The 16,400-nt window shown below is 64.0% G+C and carries 17 protein-coding genes; 12 read left to right on the top strand and 5 right to left on the bottom strand.

What is annotated here, in order from left to right:
• Positions 1-212: 212 nt before the first annotated feature.
• Positions 213-989 (top strand): hypothetical protein, encoded by a 777-nt coding sequence (locus IEW00_RS14215; RefSeq protein WP_188515078.1) that lies wholly within the window; start codon positions 213-215, stop codon positions 987-989.
• 103 nt (positions 990-1,092) lie between these two features.
• Here the strand turns inward: IEW00_RS14215 and IEW00_RS14210 are convergent, their stop codons facing one another.
• Complete coding sequence (locus tag IEW00_RS14210) at positions 1,093-2,196, bottom strand: NADH:flavin oxidoreductase/NADH oxidase (RefSeq protein ID WP_188515077.1); 1,104 nt, start codon at positions 2,194-2,196, stop codon at positions 1,093-1,095.
• Positions 2,197-2,276: 80 nt separating this feature from the next.
• On the opposite strand from IEW00_RS14210, the gene IEW00_RS14205 reads away from it, so the two are divergent.
• Positions 2,277-2,579, top strand: coding sequence for an ArsR/SmtB family transcription factor (locus IEW00_RS14205; protein ID WP_017672237.1), 303 nt, complete (start codon positions 2,277-2,279; stop codon positions 2,577-2,579).
• Positions 2,580-3,042: 463 nt separating this feature from the next.
• Here IEW00_RS14205 and IEW00_RS14200 read toward each other — a convergent pair whose 3' ends face one another.
• From IEW00_RS14200 to IEW00_RS14190, 3 genes are all read right to left on the bottom strand, one after another.
• Positions 3,043-3,594 (bottom strand): hypothetical protein, encoded by a 552-nt coding sequence (locus IEW00_RS14200; RefSeq protein WP_188515076.1) that lies wholly within the window; start codon positions 3,592-3,594, stop codon positions 3,043-3,045.
• 363 nt (positions 3,595-3,957) lie between these two features.
• Complete coding sequence (gene ubiB / locus IEW00_RS14195; protein ID WP_188515075.1) at positions 3,958-5,523, bottom strand: 2-polyprenylphenol 6-hydroxylase; 1,566 nt, start codon at positions 5,521-5,523, stop codon at positions 3,958-3,960.
• A 31-nt stretch (positions 5,524-5,554) separates the two neighbouring features.
• Entirely contained in the window at positions 5,555-6,286 is a 732-nt protein-coding gene (locus IEW00_RS14190) for a class I SAM-dependent methyltransferase (protein WP_188515074.1), read from the bottom strand.
• 58 nt (positions 6,287-6,344) lie between these two features.
• Here IEW00_RS14190 and mutM point away from each other — a divergent pair, with 58 nt between their 5' ends.
• The 5 genes from mutM (at position 6,345) to IEW00_RS14165 (ending at position 11,197) form a co-directional block, all read left to right on the top strand.
• Positions 6,345-7,157, top strand: coding sequence for a bifunctional DNA-formamidopyrimidine glycosylase/DNA-(apurinic or apyrimidinic site) lyase (gene mutM, locus IEW00_RS14185; protein ID WP_188515227.1), 813 nt, complete (start codon positions 6,345-6,347; stop codon positions 7,155-7,157).
• Positions 7,158-7,323: 166 nt separating this feature from the next.
• Positions 7,324-7,587, top strand: coding sequence for a 30S ribosomal protein S20 (rpsT, locus tag IEW00_RS14180; RefSeq protein ID WP_188515073.1), 264 nt, complete (start codon positions 7,324-7,326; stop codon positions 7,585-7,587).
• 864 nt (positions 7,588-8,451) lie between these two features.
• Complete coding sequence (dnaA, locus tag IEW00_RS14175; RefSeq protein ID WP_188515226.1) at positions 8,452-9,846, top strand: chromosomal replication initiator protein DnaA; 1,395 nt, start codon at positions 8,452-8,454, stop codon at positions 9,844-9,846.
• A gap of 143 nt (positions 9,847-9,989) precedes the next feature.
• Positions 9,990-10,760: a HesA/MoeB/ThiF family protein gene (locus IEW00_RS14170; protein WP_188515072.1), complete on the top strand. Its 771-nt coding sequence runs from the start codon at positions 9,990-9,992 to the stop codon at positions 10,758-10,760.
• A gap of 29 nt (positions 10,761-10,789) precedes the next feature.
• Positions 10,790-11,197, top strand: coding sequence for an MAPEG family protein (locus tag IEW00_RS14165; RefSeq protein ID WP_188515071.1), 408 nt, complete (start codon positions 10,790-10,792; stop codon positions 11,195-11,197).
• A 182-nt stretch (positions 11,198-11,379) separates the two neighbouring features.
• Here IEW00_RS14165 and IEW00_RS14160 read toward each other — a convergent pair whose 3' ends face one another.
• The gene (locus IEW00_RS14160; protein WP_188515070.1) at positions 11,380-12,081 is read right to left on the bottom strand and encodes an NAD-dependent deacylase; all 702 of its coding nucleotides are present in this window, start codon (positions 12,079-12,081) and stop codon (positions 11,380-11,382) included.
• Between the two features lie 60 nt (positions 12,082-12,141).
• Here IEW00_RS14160 and dapB point away from each other — a divergent pair, with 60 nt between their 5' ends.
• The 5 genes from dapB (at position 12,142) to IEW00_RS14135 (ending at position 16,355) form a co-directional block, all read left to right on the top strand.
• Positions 12,142-12,873 (top strand): 4-hydroxy-tetrahydrodipicolinate reductase, encoded by a 732-nt coding sequence (dapB, locus tag IEW00_RS14155; RefSeq protein WP_188515069.1) that lies wholly within the window; start codon positions 12,142-12,144, stop codon positions 12,871-12,873.
• Positions 12,874-12,927: 54 nt separating this feature from the next.
• Positions 12,928-14,118, top strand: a complete 1,191-nt coding sequence (locus tag IEW00_RS14150) for a M48 family metallopeptidase (RefSeq protein WP_188515068.1) — start codon at positions 12,928-12,930, stop codon at positions 14,116-14,118.
• An 8-nt stretch (positions 14,119-14,126) separates the two neighbouring features.
• Complete coding sequence (locus IEW00_RS14145; RefSeq protein WP_188515067.1) at positions 14,127-14,831, top strand: aspartate/glutamate racemase family protein; 705 nt, start codon at positions 14,127-14,129, stop codon at positions 14,829-14,831.
• On the top strand, positions 14,828-15,577 hold the full coding sequence (gene nth, locus IEW00_RS14140; RefSeq protein ID WP_188515066.1) for an endonuclease III: 750 nt from the start codon (positions 14,828-14,830) through the stop codon (positions 15,575-15,577). Before IEW00_RS14145 ends, nth begins: the two co-directional genes overlap by 4 nt.
• Before the next feature lie 163 nt (positions 15,578-15,740).
• Positions 15,741-16,355 (top strand): hypothetical protein, encoded by a 615-nt coding sequence (locus tag IEW00_RS14135; RefSeq protein WP_188515065.1) that lies wholly within the window; start codon positions 15,741-15,743, stop codon positions 16,353-16,355.
• The last annotated feature ends 45 nt before the right edge of the window (positions 16,356-16,400 follow it).

The raw sequence follows: 16,400 nt of genomic DNA, 5'->3' as shown, positions 1-16,400 counted from the left end.
ACATTCCGGGCGTCGCGCCAGTGATGCCGCCGCCTGGGGCAATGCAGCCGGCAGGCCCTAACGCGTTTAATCCCACGATGACGCCCGAAATCCAGGTGCCTACCGCGCAACCAGCCAACCCTGCAGTTCCCGAAACTGCCCCGCCCACAGCAAGCGGACCAGCGCCGAGCGGACCAGCCCCTTCTACCTCTCTTCCAGGCGAGCCGATGCCGATGGCGATCCCCATTGCGCCCCCGCTGGCAGATGATTCGCTTACAACGTCGGCAGCACTCCCGGCGGATGCGACCGAGCGCCCGTCTACAGCGGCGCGCGCCGCCCCCACCGAGCGCGAGCAGACCCGCGCAGCGACGTCTCCCGCTGCTGCCCAACCGACCGACAGTGTGCAGCCCGGCACCGGCTCCGCCCCTGAGCTGCTGGCCACTCTGCCCGAGCAAGGGGTAGATATCATCCCGATGGCCCCGGCCGCATCAGCACCGGTCGAAACGGGAGTGCAGCCGGATGCGACGATCAGCGACACCGAATCGGGCCGCGGCGATATCTGGGGCTATCTGGCAGGATTGCTGGCGTTGCTGGGAATCGGTGGCGGCGCGATCGCATTGCGCAAAACCCGTACCCGCAAGAGCGCACGGGTGACAAACAGTGCCCCGCTGGCAGCAGCGCCCGATGGACGCCTCGCAGGTCCGCATGATCGCGCGCAGAGCACAACCGTGACCACGCCGGTGCCCGCGCCTTCGACTGCCCGCCTCGATCAGCCGGCCATGCAGACGTCTGCGGTGGCTCCGATGGCAGCACCGCGTCCCGCATCGCGCAACACCCCGGCAGAGCCGCGTCACCACCTGAATGCTGACCTGAATGCGGACGAGCGTCGCATCGAGGAGATGATTGCGCAGAAGCCCAGCCGCGACAATCCGTTCAAGACGCGCGCCAACCGCAAGCGTCGCGCGATCTGGCTGCTGCGCACCAGCTATCCGATGCAGAGCGCGGCCTGATACCGCCAACCCCTGATTGGCCAAACCCCTATTGGGAGGACACGAAACGACAGAAGGCGGGGAGCAATCCCCGCCTTCCTTGTCACGTCAGTCGCAATCGGGCTCAGCGATACCGCTCGAGCCAGTGCGCATAAGGCGCAGGCAGCGTCCAGCTGGGCTTGTCCTTGCCCAGTTCCTTTGCCGCCTGATACGGCCAATGCGGGTTCTCGAGCATAGGCCGTCCCATCATTACCAGATCGACCTGGCCGGTCTCGACCATACGGTTGGCGTTTTCCGAGGTGCCGATATACCAGCTGGTCGCGGCAGGCAGCCCGGTCTCGCTGCGCACCCGCTCGGCAATCGGCGCCATGAACGCCGGACCCCAGGGGATATTGGCGTCGGGCGTCGAGAAAACGATGCTGACATCGATGAAGTCCAGCCCGCGCGCCTTCATCAGCTTGATCAGCTCGATCGACTCGGCAAGCGTTTCTTCGTCATTACCGTCAAACTCGATCACGCCGAAGCGCGCCGACAGCGGCAGCTCGGCGGGCCACACAGCGCGCACGGCTTCCAATGTCTCGAGCAGGAAGCGCGAGCGGTTCTCGAAGCTGCCGCCATAATTGTCCGTGCGCTGGTTGGAGTGCTTGGAGAAGAAGCTCTGCGCCAGATAACCATGGGCAAAGTGCAGCATCAGCCATTCGAACCCGGCCTCGCGCGCCCGGATCGCCGCAGACACATAGTCGGCCTTGACCTTCTCGATATCGGCCAGCGTCATTTCGCGCGGCACCTTGCTAAGGCCCCCGCCGAACGCGATTGGAGACGGCGAGACGGTTTCCCAACCGCGCGCGTCGCCTTCGGCAATGTGATCGTCACCTTCCCAGGGCTTGTTGGCGCTGGCCTTGCGCCCGGCATGCGCGATCTGGATGCCGGGGACGGCGCCTGCCGCCTTGATCTCGGCGACGATCGGCGCGAACGCATCGCGCTGTTCGTCATTCCAAAGGCCCGTGCAGCCAGGCGTAATCCGGCCTTCGGGCGACACGCCCGAGGCTTCGGCAACGACCAGTCCTGCGCCGCCGCGCGCCAGCGAGACGAGGTGCGAGCGGTGCCAGTCGTTAGGCACGCCGTTTTCGGCGGAATACTGGCACATCGGCGAGACCGCGATGCGGTTGCGCAAAGTGACGGACTTGAGCGTGTACGGCTCGAACAGCGCGGGAGTCTTATCAGTCATGGGAAATCCTGTAGTTGTTATGATAGTACGTATATAATCGAACTATAGGATTTACAAGACCGCCATGCTATATGAGTGCCATGCGCACCTATCAGCATCCCGACCTTGCCACCGTCACCATCGAACACGCGCTGCACGCGCTGAGCGATCCCGTCCGGCTAGACATCGTCCGCCAGCTCGACCGCGAAATCGAAGCCAGCTGCGCCGCTTTGGACGGCGGCCGCCCCAAATCGAGCATGTCCCACCACTTCCGCGTGCTTCGCGCGGCGGGGCTGGTGCATACGCGGATTGCCGGCGTGCAGCATATGAACACGCTGCGCCGCGAGGAGGTGGACAAGCGGTTTCCGGGGTTGCTGGATGCGGTTTTGGGGGTGAAGGGGTAGGGTTGAGGCTTGGTTGGCCGCGGTTTCAGGCTATCCAAGATCGGCGTTGGATAGCTGGGGGGCGTGGAAAGCCGCCATCTTGTATGCCTTAAATCAACATCTCTTAGATGGTTTTTTCAGCGGTCACTGCTATCCGATTGCGGGGATCGTCTGGGCTACCATTACGGGGATCATCGGTCATGCGTCGTCGCCCGCTATCCGGCATTCTTTAAGCTTGAATACATCCCCCAACCCAATAGAAATCAGTCTTTGTGCCAGCGCGTCTGACAGGAATATTTTGTGATCAACACGTGCTTCAAACCATAGATCAGGGCCAGATAACGCTATTTCAGAAAGAACGACATCGCCATCTTTAGACCAGCCGTTAACCCTAAGCAGTTCCAAGCCAGTGATTTTTTGGATGCCCCGCACAGAGATATTCTGACTCTGCTCCTTAACTATCGTATTCTTTCGTGAGCCAAAATTAAGCAGAAAAAATCCGCCTGGATAAGGCGTTTCGAGGTCGGCTTTGTAGATGGTGAAGGGGATTATCCCCCCCTTCGCCCAGATCGAACTGCGAAAGGGTTTCAGCGAGCCTGCCTTTTACAGCGTAAAAGGGGCCAGCCATAAAAATGTCTTTGACTTTATTGAACCGCTTTTCGTCCCAAACTGCGATTGCTTCTGGAAGCTCCGATCGTTGCAACGCAAAGCCTTCCCGATGTCGCTTGGAGGCTTGGTATACCTCTTCCGGTTCCGTCGGTATCGTCAAGGATGCCGGGTTCCAATCGTGACCGTAAAACTTCGCCCGCGCGCCCTGCTTCATGCCGATATCGTAGTTGTCTAGCACGCTGCTCATCCAGACCTGGCCGCCTATGTCCTCGGGCGCAGTCCTGGCCTGATCCGGTGCAGGCCGGCTAAACCATTTTCGAAAGACCATCCTGCTTCCCTTCACCGATGTGCCACGGCAACAGCCTTGCCGCCGCTGCAAACGGTAGGCATCGAGCCCTCCTGAGAAATCAGGCGCGTTGATGCGCAACCTAACCGCAAACGTGGCGGTCGGAAAGATTGCACACCGGGTCAAGCCCGGGATGACGGAAGCGGAACCGCCTCCCTCTCCTCCCCGCTTGCCTGCGCAGACAAGCATCCATCTCCTGCCCTCGCACCCGGCACAGCGGTCGGGAGATGGGCCCCTGCCTTCGCAGGGGATCGGCAGGGGTGGCGTTGGGGCGCTGACGGGAGAGTGGAGCGCGGGGGGCAAAAGCCCTCTCCCCTTTAGGGGGGAGGGTTGGGAGGGGGGAAGTCGCCTGAGGTGGCGGTGGCTAGGCCCCTCTCAACTTCGGCTAGCCAGCAAGCTGGCAAGCCTTCGTATCTCTCCCCTTAAGGGGAGAGAGCAAAAAACTCAATGCACCCAGGCAAACAGCGCAGCCGCCCCGGCTCCCGCGCCGATGATCAACGCCGCCAGATGGCTCCAGAAGCCGCCGCTGCCTGCCCCGGCCACGCGCACCTTCTTGTCCCAGATCAGCGGGATGTGCGGGATCGGGGGCGGTTCGGGGGCGCCGCCCTTTTTCGGAACCTGTTCTTCGAGGCGCCGCACCAGATCGGGCAGGCGCAGCAGCGTCGCGACATCGGTGTTGATCCGGTCGGCGAGCAGCGTTTCCGGCCCCAGTTCGCCGCGGATCCAGTCGCGCACATACGGCGCCGAAACATCCCACATGTTGATCTGCGGATCGAGCTGGGTGGCAACGCCCTCGACCATCACCATCGTCTTTTGCAGCAGCAGCAGGTGCGGCTGGGTCTTCATGTCGAAATCGCGGGTGATCGCAAACAGCCCGTCGAGCATCTGGCCGACCGAAAGCTCGCTCACCGGCTTGCCGCGCATCGGCTCGCCCACCGCGCGCAGCGCGGTCGCGAACTCGTCGACATTGTGATAGCTCGGCACGTACTGCGCCTCGAAATGGATTTCGGCGACGCGGCGGTAGTTGCCCGTGGTCAGCCCATAGAGGATTTCCGCCAGCCAGAACCGCGCCTGCCGGTTGATCCGCCCCATGATGCCGAAATCGATCGCCACGATGGTCGAATCTGCTGCCACGAACAGATTGCCCTGGTGCATGTCGGCATGGAAGAAGCCGCCCGCGATCGCCTGGCGCAGGAACGCCAGCACCAGCCGCCGCGCCAGATCGGGCAGGTCGTGGCCGGCAGCGACCAGCGCCTCGCGGTTCGAGATCTTGATGCCGTCGATCCATTCGAGCGTCATCACGGTGCCGCAGGTGCGATCCCAATCGATATCGGGAACGCGGTAGCCGGGGTGGCCGTCCATCGCGCTGGCGAGTTCCGACGCGCTCGCCGCCTCGCGCCGCAGATCGAGCTCGCGCATCGTCCAGCGGCGAAAGTTGGCGATGGTCAGCTGCGGACGCAGACGCGTCGCCTCGCCGCCCAGCGCCTCGAGGTGCGCGGCGGCCCATTCATAGGTTTCGATATCGCGCGCGAAATTCTTGCGCACGCCGGGGCGCAGCACCTTGATCGCGACATCGCGGCCCTCGATCGTGCGCCCACGATGAACCTGCGCCACCGAGGCTGCGCCGACTGGCACCTCGTCAACATGCGAAAAGAACTTTTCGAGCGGGCCGCCCAGCCCCTGCTCGATCTCCGCTCGGATCAGCTCGAACGGCACCGGCGGCAGGCTGTCCTGCAATTCCAGCAAATTGTTCGCGGCCTCTTCGCCGACCAGATCAGGCCGCGTGGCGAGCGTCTGGCCCAGCTTGATCGCCGCCGGACCGATCGCGCGGAAGGCGCCGGCGTAATCGGGCTTGGCGGGAACGCGGGCACCCAGCCGCGCGATGCGGAACAGGCGGCGGACCTCGGGCGGGGTCTGCGGCGCAGCCTCCAGACCTTTGAGCGCACCATGCCGCGCAAGGATGCGGCCCCATTTGAGGAGCCGGAAGATATGCGTGCGCGGAGCGGTCATGCGCGGATGCCGAACCCCTGGCCCGGCTGCATCACGCCTTCCACCCGCTATGGATGTTCACCGCGCCACCCAGAATCGGCTCGACCCTGGTCGATACGAACCCGGCGTCCTTGATCATCTGCTCGAACACGGGCGGCTTGGGGAATCGGCGGATCGATTCGGCGAGATACCGATAGCTGTCGGCATCGCCCGCGATCATCTGGCCCAGCCGCGGCATCAGATGGTGCGAATAGGCATCGTATACCTCGCCAAAGCCCGGCCATTCGGTCGTGGAGAATTCAAGGCAATAGAAGCGCCCGCCATAGCGCAGCACGCGGTGCGCCTCGGCCAATGCCCTGTCGATATGGGTGACGTTGCGGATGCCGAAGGCGATCGTATAGGCATTGAAGCAGCGATCGGGGAATCTGAGGGCCTCTGCATCCTGGCACGACCAGACCAGCCGGTCCTCGCCGCGTTCGACCGCGCGGTCGATGCCGACATCGAGCATATCCTGGTTGATATCCGCGACGGTGACGTTGGCGCCCGACTTGACCATGCGGAAGGCGATGTCGCCAGTGCCGCCTGCCATATCCAGAATGTCCTCGCCGGCGCGCGGCTTGACCCGGCGGACGAAGCGGTCCTTCCAGAGCCGGTGCATGCCGCCCGACATCGCATCGTTCATGATGTCGTATTTGGCAGCCACGCTCGAAAAGATGCCGCCAACCCGTCCCTGCTTTTCAGCCGGGTCGATATCCTGATAGCCAAAGGGCACTGTCTCGCTCATGGCACCGCATGTAAGCATCTTTGTACCAAGCGCAAAGACTGATAACGCCGGAATGTCCATGCCAGAGCTTCCCGAAGTCGAAACCACCGTGCGCGGGCTTGCCGCCGTGCTGCAGGATGTGCGCCTGACCAGCGTCATCACGCGCCGTGCCGATCTGCGCCGTGCGTTTCCGGTCGATCTGGGCCAACGGATGACCGGGGCGCGGATCGTGACCCTGAGCCGCCGCGCCAAATATGGCCTGCTGGGCACCGACCGCGGCGATTCGATGATCTTCCATCTCGGCATGTCGGGTCGCTGGCGAATCGACCCCGAAGAGATCGGGACGCATGACCATCTCGTGATCGAGACCGATTCGGGGCAAGTGCTCTCGCTGTTCGACCCGCGCCGATTCGGGTCGGTCGATCTGGTCGAGACCGCGCTCCTTGCGAACTTTCCCAGCTTCGCCGCGATGGGCCCCGAACCGCTGGGCGACGATTTCACCCCCGCGTACTTGCGAGAGCGGCTCAAAGGCCGCGCCTCCCCCATCAAAGCCATGCTGCTCGATCAGCGAATCGTCGCCGGCCTGGGCAACATCTATGTCTGCGAGGCGCTCAACATGGCGCGAATCTCTCCGCTGCGCGCGGCCGGACAGATTGGTCCTGCCAAGCTCAAACCTCTGGTCGCGGCAATCAAATCGGTGCTGATCGATGCCATCGCGGCGGGCGGATCGACCTTGCGCGATTATGCCCGGCCCGATGGCCAATTGGGCTATTTCGCCAAGCAATGGCGGGTTTACGCCCGCGAGGGAGAGCCCTGCCCGTGCGGCGGTACGGTACAGCGCACGGTCCAGTCTGGCCGCTCCACCTTCTGGTGCTCCGCCTGCCAGAAGTGATATGAGCTTGCGCACTGCTTTGGCAATCTGGCGTTGACGCGCCAACGGATAATCGCTAACGGCAGCGGCTTCAAAGCGCGGGCAGAGCTTTATCGCGGCCCAACGCTTTTACCCAAAATCCACCGATCATGCTGTGATCGCCTGAATGAAAGACGTGTGAGAACTTATGGCCAATACGCCGCAAGCCAAGAAGCGCATCCGCCGGAACGACCGTCGGGCGATTGTCAATGGCAACCGCATCGGACGCATCCGCACCTTCGTCAAGAAGGTCGAATCGGCTCTCGAAGCCGGCGACAAGGACGCTGCTGCTGCGGCTCTGGCCAGCGCGCAGCCTGAACTGGCTCGCGGCGTCGCCAAGGGCGTGCTCCACAAGAACACCGCATCGCGCAAGTTCTCGCGCCTGACCAAGCGGGTCGCCGCTCTGGCATGATCTAGGTCTGCGTGTAGCGGCTCACCCCCGCTCCGCAGCCGGTCACCACGCTACGGATAACGGAATATCCGCCACCCGGCACCGGGTCGGCGGATTTTTCCTGTTTGGTGATGGTTTGCAGCCATGTGACACCGGTCGCCAGCCGTATGACAGGATGGTCATAAAACCTTCACCTGCGGTTTTGACAAAGCCTAGCAATTCCCGCGATTCGCATGGGGTCCTCAAAACCGATTTTGTCTAAGTCATTGCAAAACAATGGTTTTTACAGTGAATCAAGCAATATCCAGACGTTAACTGAGTCAAGCGTCTTTATTTCATTTTTTTTACCCTGGCGCTCTTGCTCGACTCGTTTTTTCATCGCTACATCAGGCTCCAGAGAGCGAGCGATCAAGCACCGCTCTTAACTGCACCAACGGATGAGGCATCGCGGATCGAAAGGGTAACAGCCTTTCGTGCAGGTGTCTTGCGCGCTGGTGGAGGGGCATCGGATCGACAAGGGCCAGGGGTTGGTCCGGGTCGGAAAAGATGAGGTTCGGCAGCAGGCGCGTTGCCTGCCGCCGGTGCGGATGTGGGGAGATAGCCAGTGTTGCGTATCAGGGTCGGATTGCCACAGGAACTGACATTGGAAGCGATGCTCGCAGGGCTGCACGCGATGCAGCTGCCCGCTTCGTCCTCACTGGCCCGCTGGTCTGACACGGGCCGAGGGTGCATCCACTAGAGGGGCCGTGACGTCACTGGCGCAGGTATCCCGCCCGTGTGAGAGTGATGTCCTCAACATCCCATATAATCCCGGTTCCCGCGCATTCTCGCGTTGCCGGAGTTTTGTCAGCAATGACCAAGAACCAAGAAGTGGCAGTGACCGGCATGATCGACATGAATGATTCGAACGGTGCAGCCGACTGGGCGGCAGACTGGAACGAAATCAGCGAAGGATTGAGGAAAGACCTGGGCGCGCAGATCCATACGCAATGGATCCGTCCGATTCGCCCCGGAAGCTTCGATCCCGGCTCGGGCATGCTCAACCTGCATCTGCCGTCCGAATTTTCCGCCAACTGGGTTCGCGAGCGCTTCGCCGACCGGCTGGCGCTCGCCTGGAAGATCGTGCGTCCCGAAGTGCGCAGCGTGACGATCGCTGCGGCCCCGCGCGATACCGACCTTGCGCGTCCCCGCGCCGCTGCCGCCGCCCCGCAGATGGCAGCGCCTGCGCCGCGCGCGCCGCTTGGCGAAGCTGGCAACCGGATCTCGCTCGATCCCTCGCAGGTGTTCGGTGGGTTCATCACCGGCCAGTCGAACGTGCTGGCGTTCAACGCCGCGCAGCGGATGGCCGCGATGGAAAAGCCGCTGTTCAGCCCGCTCTACCTCAAGGCCGCAACCGGTCAGGGCAAGACGCATCTGCTGCACGCGATCGGCAATGCGTTTGCCGAGGTCAATCCGGGCGCGCGGATCTGCTATTGCCCGGCGGAAAAGTTCATGAACGATTTCGTCAGCGCCATTCAGCGCGGCGATTCGATGGCATTCAAGGCGCGGCTGCGCGGCTTCGACATGCTGCTGGTCGATGACATCCAGTTCATCATCGGCAAGAACTCGACCCAGGAAGAGTTCCTGCACACGATCGATGCGATCCTGGGCGCGGGCAAGCGCCTTGTCGTGACATCCGACCGCGCACCCCAGGCACTCGACGGGGTCGACCAAAGGTTGCTCTCGCGCCTCGCCATGGGTCTGGTCGCCGACATCCAGCCTGCCGATATCGAACTGCGCCGTGCGATCATCAGCGCGCGGATCGCAACGATGCGGATGGGCGATGTGCCCGAAGACGTGATCGAGTTCCTCGCGCGCACCATCAGCCGCAATGTCCGCGAGCTGGTCGGCGGTCTCAACAAGCTGATGGCCTATGCCCAGATCACCGGCCAGAAGGTCACGCTGCCGCTCGCCGAAGAGCAGCTTTCGGATCTGCTCAGCGCCAATCGCCGCCGGATCACCATCGACGAGATCCAGCGCGCCGTGTGCCAGTTCTACAAGGTCGACCGCTCTGAAATGTCCTCCAAGCGGCGCGCGCGTGCGGTCGTGCGTCCGCGCCAGGTCGCGATGTATCTCGCCAAGGTGCTGACCCCGCGTTCTTACCCCGAGATCGGCCGCAAGTTTGGTGGACGCGATCATTCGACCGTGATCCACGCGGTCCGCCTGATCGAGGACCTGCGCACCCGCGATGCCGACATGGACGGCGACGTCCGCGCGCTGCTGCAACAGCTCGAGAGCTGAGCGAGATATCACTCCAATAAAGATACCGTTCTCCGGCGAAAGCCGGAGCCCAGGAGTGGGATTGCGCTACATCGCCCCTGGATTCCGGCTTTCGCCGGAAAACGGGTGAACTGATCCGCGTTCGGTATTACAGCGGCGAAATCATGCCCCTCTCCCCCACCCAGCTCAATCGCCACGCCCGGCACATCGTGCTGCCCGAGATCGGCGGCGTGGGCGTCGCAAAGCTTTCTGCGGCGCATGTCGTGCTGGTCGGCATGGGCGGGATCGGCTGCCCGGCTCTCCAGTATCTCGCCGGTGCCGGGATCGGGCGGCTCACTCTGATCGATGACGATCACGTCGACATCTCCAACCTCCAGCGGCAGACCTTGTTCACGCCCGCCGATATCGGCCAACCCAAAGCCGCAGTTGCAGCAAACTGGGTGAGCAGCTTCGATGCCGAACTCACCGTCACCGCGATCACCGAGCGGATCACCCCCGCCAATGCCGCTGAACTGCTAGCGGACGCCGATGTCATCCTCGATGGCACCGACAATTTCGCCACCCGGCTGCTGGTGTCGGACACCGCGACCGCATTGCACATCCCAATGGTCAGCGCGGCGATCGGGCGGTTCCAGGGCCAGATCGGAACCTTTCGCGGATGGCTCCCCGATGCCCCGTGCTATCGCTGCTTCGTCGGCGATGCGTTCGATGCCGAGGATTGCGATACCTGCGCCGAGCAGGGCGTGCTGGGCGCGATGGTCGGGCTGATCGGCAGCTTCGCCGCAATGGAGGCGGTGCGCGCGATCACGGGCTTTGGCGACGATCCTGCGGGCAAGCTGCATCTGTTCGATGGCCTCAAACCGCTATGGCGCACGCTGAAGATCGCCAAGGACCCATCCTGCAAGGCTTGCGGGGAAGCCGCACCAGCGGCATAGTCGGACCCTGACCTGAGGGGGGCCGATCCATGACACTGCCGATCACCGCTTTGACCGCCGCGATCTGCGCGATCATGCTGCTCGCCACCGCGATTGCCACGGTCCGCGCGCGCTTCCGCACCCAGGCCGCGTTTGGCGATGCTGAAGATCAAGGCCTGATCAGCGCCAGCCGATCGCACGGCAACCTTGCCGAACACGCGCCTCTGTTCGTGATCCTGATCGGCCTGCTTGAGCTCGCCAGCGCCAGCCACTGGCCGCTGACCGCGCTCGCGGTGCTGTTCCTGGGCGCCCGCGCGGCCCACATCATCGGCCTGCACCAGACCCACAGCGCCGGCAAACCGCCGATGCTGCGCGCGGTCGGCGTCATTGGCACCTGGATCACCTATGCCGCCGCGATCGGCTGGACACTGTTTCTGGTGGTGACGGTGAATGGGTGAGGCGTTTTCAAATCCTCCCCCAGCTCGCTGGGGGAGGGGGACCGCCCGCGTAGCGGGTGGTGGAGGGGCAGCGGGGTCGCGCCACCTTCAGCTGCACACTATCTCGCTTCCCCTCCACCACCGACCTTCGGTCGGCGGTCCCCCTCCCCGAGACAAGCTCGGGGAGGATTTTTGAGTCGGCTTTACCCCAGAACCTCGTCCACCCACGCCGGCACCAGCAGCGATGCCGGGCCATGGCGCGATTCGTGGAAGAAGTGGCTGCCCTGGCTGGGATCGAGGTTGAGCTCGAGCGTCATCGCACCGCGGGCGCGTGCCTCGCGGACCAGCCCGGCGGCGGGATAGACCGCGCCCGAGGTGCCGATCGAGACAAACAGGTCGCAATTGCCAACCGCCTCGTAGATCCGCTCCATCTCGTACGGCATCTCGCCGAACCAGACGATATCGGGACGCAACTGCCCCGGCGTGCCGCATTCGGGGCAGGCGGGCCGGTGGATCAGCGGATCGCGCCATTCAGGCCGCGCGTCGCAGGCGAGGCACCATGCGGTCAGATGCGTGCCGTGCATATGCAGCAGCCGGTTGGCGCCGGCGCGCTCGTGCAGATCATCGACATTCTGCGTGACGATCAGCAGCTCACCCGGCCACTGCGCGTCCAGCCGCGCCAGCGCTTCGTGTGCAGGGTTGGGCTGCTTGGTCTGGATCGATTCGCGGCGCATGTCATAGAAGCGCAGCACCAGATCGGGATCGCGGACAAAGGCTTCGGGGGTGGCGACATCCTCGATCCGGTGCTGCTCCCACAGTCCGCCCTCGGCGCGGAAGGTATCGATGCCGCTTTCGGCGCTCACGCCTGCGCCGGTGAGGATGACGATGCTGGGAATCTTTGCCATAGCCCATGCATTAAGGCATTGGCCAACGCAGATACAACCCAGAGCATGAGCAGGACAGCGATGACGCGCATCGGAATTATCGGCAACGCAGGCCGGATGGGACAGGCGCTGGCGACGGCGATCGCCGATGCTGGTGCCACCGCGTCGGGCGGGATCGACCAAGGCGGCGATCCGCTGGCGCTGGCGAAGCAAAGCGACGTGCTGGTCGATTTTTCCTCGCCGCACGCGCTCGAGGCCAATCTCGATGCCGCGATGGCAGCCAACATCCCGATTGTCATCGGCACCACCGGGCTCGATGAACGCCACCATTGGCTGATCGATACCGCATCCGACCAGATCGCGGTGCTGCAGACCGGCAACACCTCGCTGGGCGTCACGCTGCTCGCGCATCTGGTGCACGAGGCCGCGACCCGGCTGGGCGAGGACTGGGACATCGAGATCGCCGAGATGCACCACCGCCACAAGGTCGATGCGCCTTCGGGCACCGCGTTGCTGCTCGGCGAGGCTGCGGCCAAGGCACGCGGCATCGATCTGGCGCGGGACAGCGAGCGCGGCCGCGATGGCGTCACCGGCGCGCGCGCGCGCGGTGCGATCGGCTTTGCGAGCTTGCGCGGTGGATCGGTGGCGGGCGACCACACCGTGTTCCTCGCCAGCGACGACGAGCGGATCGAACTCACCCACCGCGCCGAGAACCGCATGGTGTTCGCCCGCGGCGCGGTGAAAGCCTGCCTGTGGCTGCACGGCAAGCCAGCCGGGCGCTACACGATGCCGCAGGTGCTGGGGCTGGCTTGACGGACACCGTCGCACAGCCTAGCTGTGTTATTTATCCAATACAGCGGGGGCGGGATGGCATTCAATCCGGAAGCGGCGACAAAAGCCTATATTGACGGGCTGGGGGCAGACGCGCTCGCCAAGGCGGCGGCCTACACCATGGATGGTCACTGGATGATCCTGTGGGGGTTGCTGGTGTCAGCGCTGGCAACGATCATCATCGTCAAGCTCGGGCTGACCGACCGCATCTGGGCACGGATGGAGCAGCGCGGTTGGGCGTTGCGCACCTTCGCCACTGCCGCCGGTCTCTTCCTCGTCTCGGCGATCATCACCCTGCCCTGGAGCATCTGGGCCGAATGGGGCCACGAACGGCTGTATGACCGCACCCAGCAGCCGCTGGGCGATTTCCTGATGCAGGACGCGATCGGCATTGCGATCAGCGTCATCGGCGGCGGATTGTTCTTCCTCGGCATCTATGCGCTGATCCGCAAGACCGGCAAACGCTGGTGGCTGTGGTCGGGCGGGTTTTCCGCTGCCGTGTTGTCGGCGGTGCTGCTGCTTTCGCCGACGCTGATCGAGCCTTTGTTCAACAACTATGAGCCCATCCCCGCAGGCCCGGTGCGCGATGCGGTGCTGGAGATGGCAAGCCAAGTCGACATCCCCGAAGACCGCATCTTCATCTATGACGGTTCGCGCCAGTCGAACAACTTCACCGCCAACGTCTCGGGCGTGGGCAGCGCGGCGCGGATCGCGATCTCGGACGTCGCGCTCAAACAGGCCTCGCTCGATGAGGTCCGCGCGGTCACAGGGCACGAGATCGGCCATTACGTGCTGGGCCATGTCTGGCGCTCGGTGCTGGTGCTGAGCGTGCTGGCAATGCTGTTCTTCTTCCTCGCCGACCGGCTGTTCGCGCGGTTTGCCAAGCTGTTCGGCAGCCAGACGACCGACATTGCCGACCCGCGCGGTCTGCCGGTGTTCCTGTTCGTGCTGTCGTTCCTCGGCGTGTTCGCGGTGCCGGTGGCCAACACGCTGACCCGGATCAGCGAAAGCGAGGCCGATGCCTATTCGCTGCAGATGGTCAACCTTCCCGATGCACTGGCAGGCGCGCTCGTAAAGACCGCCGAATACCGCTATCCGCGCCCGCACCCGGTGCAGGAGGCATTGTTCTACTCGCACCCCTCGGTCGAACGCCGCGTCCGGCGCGCGATGGAGTGGAAGGCCGCCAATCCTCCCGCCGCCACGCCTGACCCTTCGTCCAATCCGTGACCGGCTTGATGCGGACCATCGGCCTGCTGGGCGGGATGAGCTGGGAGAGCTCGGCGCATTATTACCGGCTGATCAACGAAGAGACGCGCCGCCGTTTGGGAGGCACGCACAGCGCGCCCATCGTGATGGTGTCGGTCGATTTCGCCGAGATCGAAGCGCTGCAGCACGCGGGCGACTGGGACGCGCTGACCGAGAGGATGATCGCAGCCGCGCTACAGGCCGAACGCGGAGGCGCGCAGCTGCTGGTGATCTGCACCAACACGATGCATCTGATGGCCGATGCGGTGCAGAACGCGATCGCCATTCCGCTGCTGCACATCGCCGATCCGGTTGGCCGGGCGATTGCCGAACAGGGAATCACCAAAGTGGGCCTGCTGGGCACCGCGTTCACGATGGAGCAGCGGTTCTTGCGCGATCGGCTGGAGCAAAACCTTTGCCTGGAGGTGATCACGCCGGGTCCCGAAGACCGCAGCGCCATCCATCGCATCATTTATGACGAGCTGGTCTGCGGCGTCGTCACCGAGCCATCGCGCGCGCTCTACCGTGCGATCATGCACCGGATGGCGGACAAGGGCGCGCAGGCGATCATCCTGGGGTGCACCGAGATCATGCTGCTGGTCGACCAGAGCGACAGCCCGGTGCTCTTGTTCGACACCACCACGCTGCACGCGCTTGCCGCAGTGGATGCGGCTCTGGCACAAGGCGCGGCATGAACAAGGCCGACACCTTCGAATTCTACCGGCGGCTGGCCGAGGCCAACCCCGCGCCGGTGACCGAGCTCGAATATGGCAACCATTTCCAGCTGCTGGTCGCAGTCGTGCTCTCGGCGCAGGCGACCGATGTCGGCGTCAACAAGGCGACGCGCGCGCTGTTCGAGCTGGTCAAGACGCCGCAGCAGATGGTCGAACTCGGCGAGGACGGGCTCAAGGCGCACATCAAGACCATCGGGCTGTTCAACGCCAAGGCCAAGAACGTGATCGCACTGTCCGAAGCGCTGATCGCGCGGCATGAAGGTGAGGTGCCCAATGACCGCGACGCGCTCACCGCTTTGCCCGGGGTGGGGCGCAAGACCGCCAATGTCGTGCTCAACGCCGCGTTCGGGGCGGAGACCTTCGCGGTCGATACGCATATCTTCCGCGTCGGCAACCGCACCGGCCTGGCACCGGGGCGCACGGTGCTCGATGTCGAACGCGCGCTCGACAAGGGCACCCCCGGCCCGTTTCGCGTCCACGGCCATCACTGGCTGATCCTGCATGGGCGTTATATTTGCAAGGCGCGCAAGCCCGAATGCTGGCGCTGCCCGGTAATCGATCTGTGCCGGTTCAAGCCCAAGCCCGATGGCCCCGACGCCCCCGCGCCCAAAGCCGCGCTCAAGCACCGCGCCAACAAGCCCGCGTCCGCGCGGAAGAAGCGGGTGAAGGTGGTGAGGGCCGCCGAGATCATCGATCCCCAAGCGTGAACCGGTTCCCCTGCGAAGGCAGGGGCCCATCTCCTGCAAGTGCGTTCGATGCACCGGTTGTTTGGCAAAGGGACTGTCCGATGATGGGCCCCTGCCTTCGCAGGGGACCGGAAAGGGATTGCTTCGGCTCGACAACACCGCCTTAATACGCCAGCGTGGCGCGATGACATCACATCCCACCCCGCTCGCCCTCATTCCGTTGCTGCTCGCGCTCGCCGGTTGCGCCACCACCGCGCCCGCCGATGACCCGCAAGCCGCGTTCCTCGCCAACCTCGCACAGCATTGCGGCAAGGCCTATCCCGGCAGACTGGTGAGCACCGACGCCGCCGATTCCGATCTGGCGGGCAAGCCGATGATCGTCCATTTCCGCTCGTGCAGCGCCGACCGGATGGAAATTCCGTTCCATGTCGGCACCGAAGGTGGCGGCTGGAACCGCTCGCGCACCTGGATCATCACCCGCACCGGGACCGGCCTCCGCCTCAAGCACGACCACCGCCACGAGGACGGCAGCATCGACAAGATCACCCAGTACGGCGGCGATACCGCCACGGTCGGCACACCCAGCCAGCAGACGTTCCCGGTCGATGCCGAAAGCATCGCGATGTTCCGCGCACAGGGGCTCACCGGGTCGGTGACCAACCGCTGGGTCGTGGACATCGACGCAGACACCTATGCCTATGCGCTACGCCGCCCCGACGGCCCCAATGCACGCAACTTCCGCGTCGAGTTCGATCTGAGCCAACCGATAGCGCCGCCGCCAGCACCCTGGGGCTGGTAGGCGCCCGTCCGATTGCAGGCACAGATTTCAGGCGCTTTTGAAGCC

The organism is Blastomonas aquatica (assembly GCF_014639875.1).
GTDB lineage: Bacteria > Pseudomonadota > Alphaproteobacteria > Sphingomonadales > Sphingomonadaceae > Blastomonas > Blastomonas aquatica.
The sequence above is the reverse complement of the archived record's forward strand: the minus strand, read 5'-3'. Positions and strand labels throughout refer to the sequence as shown.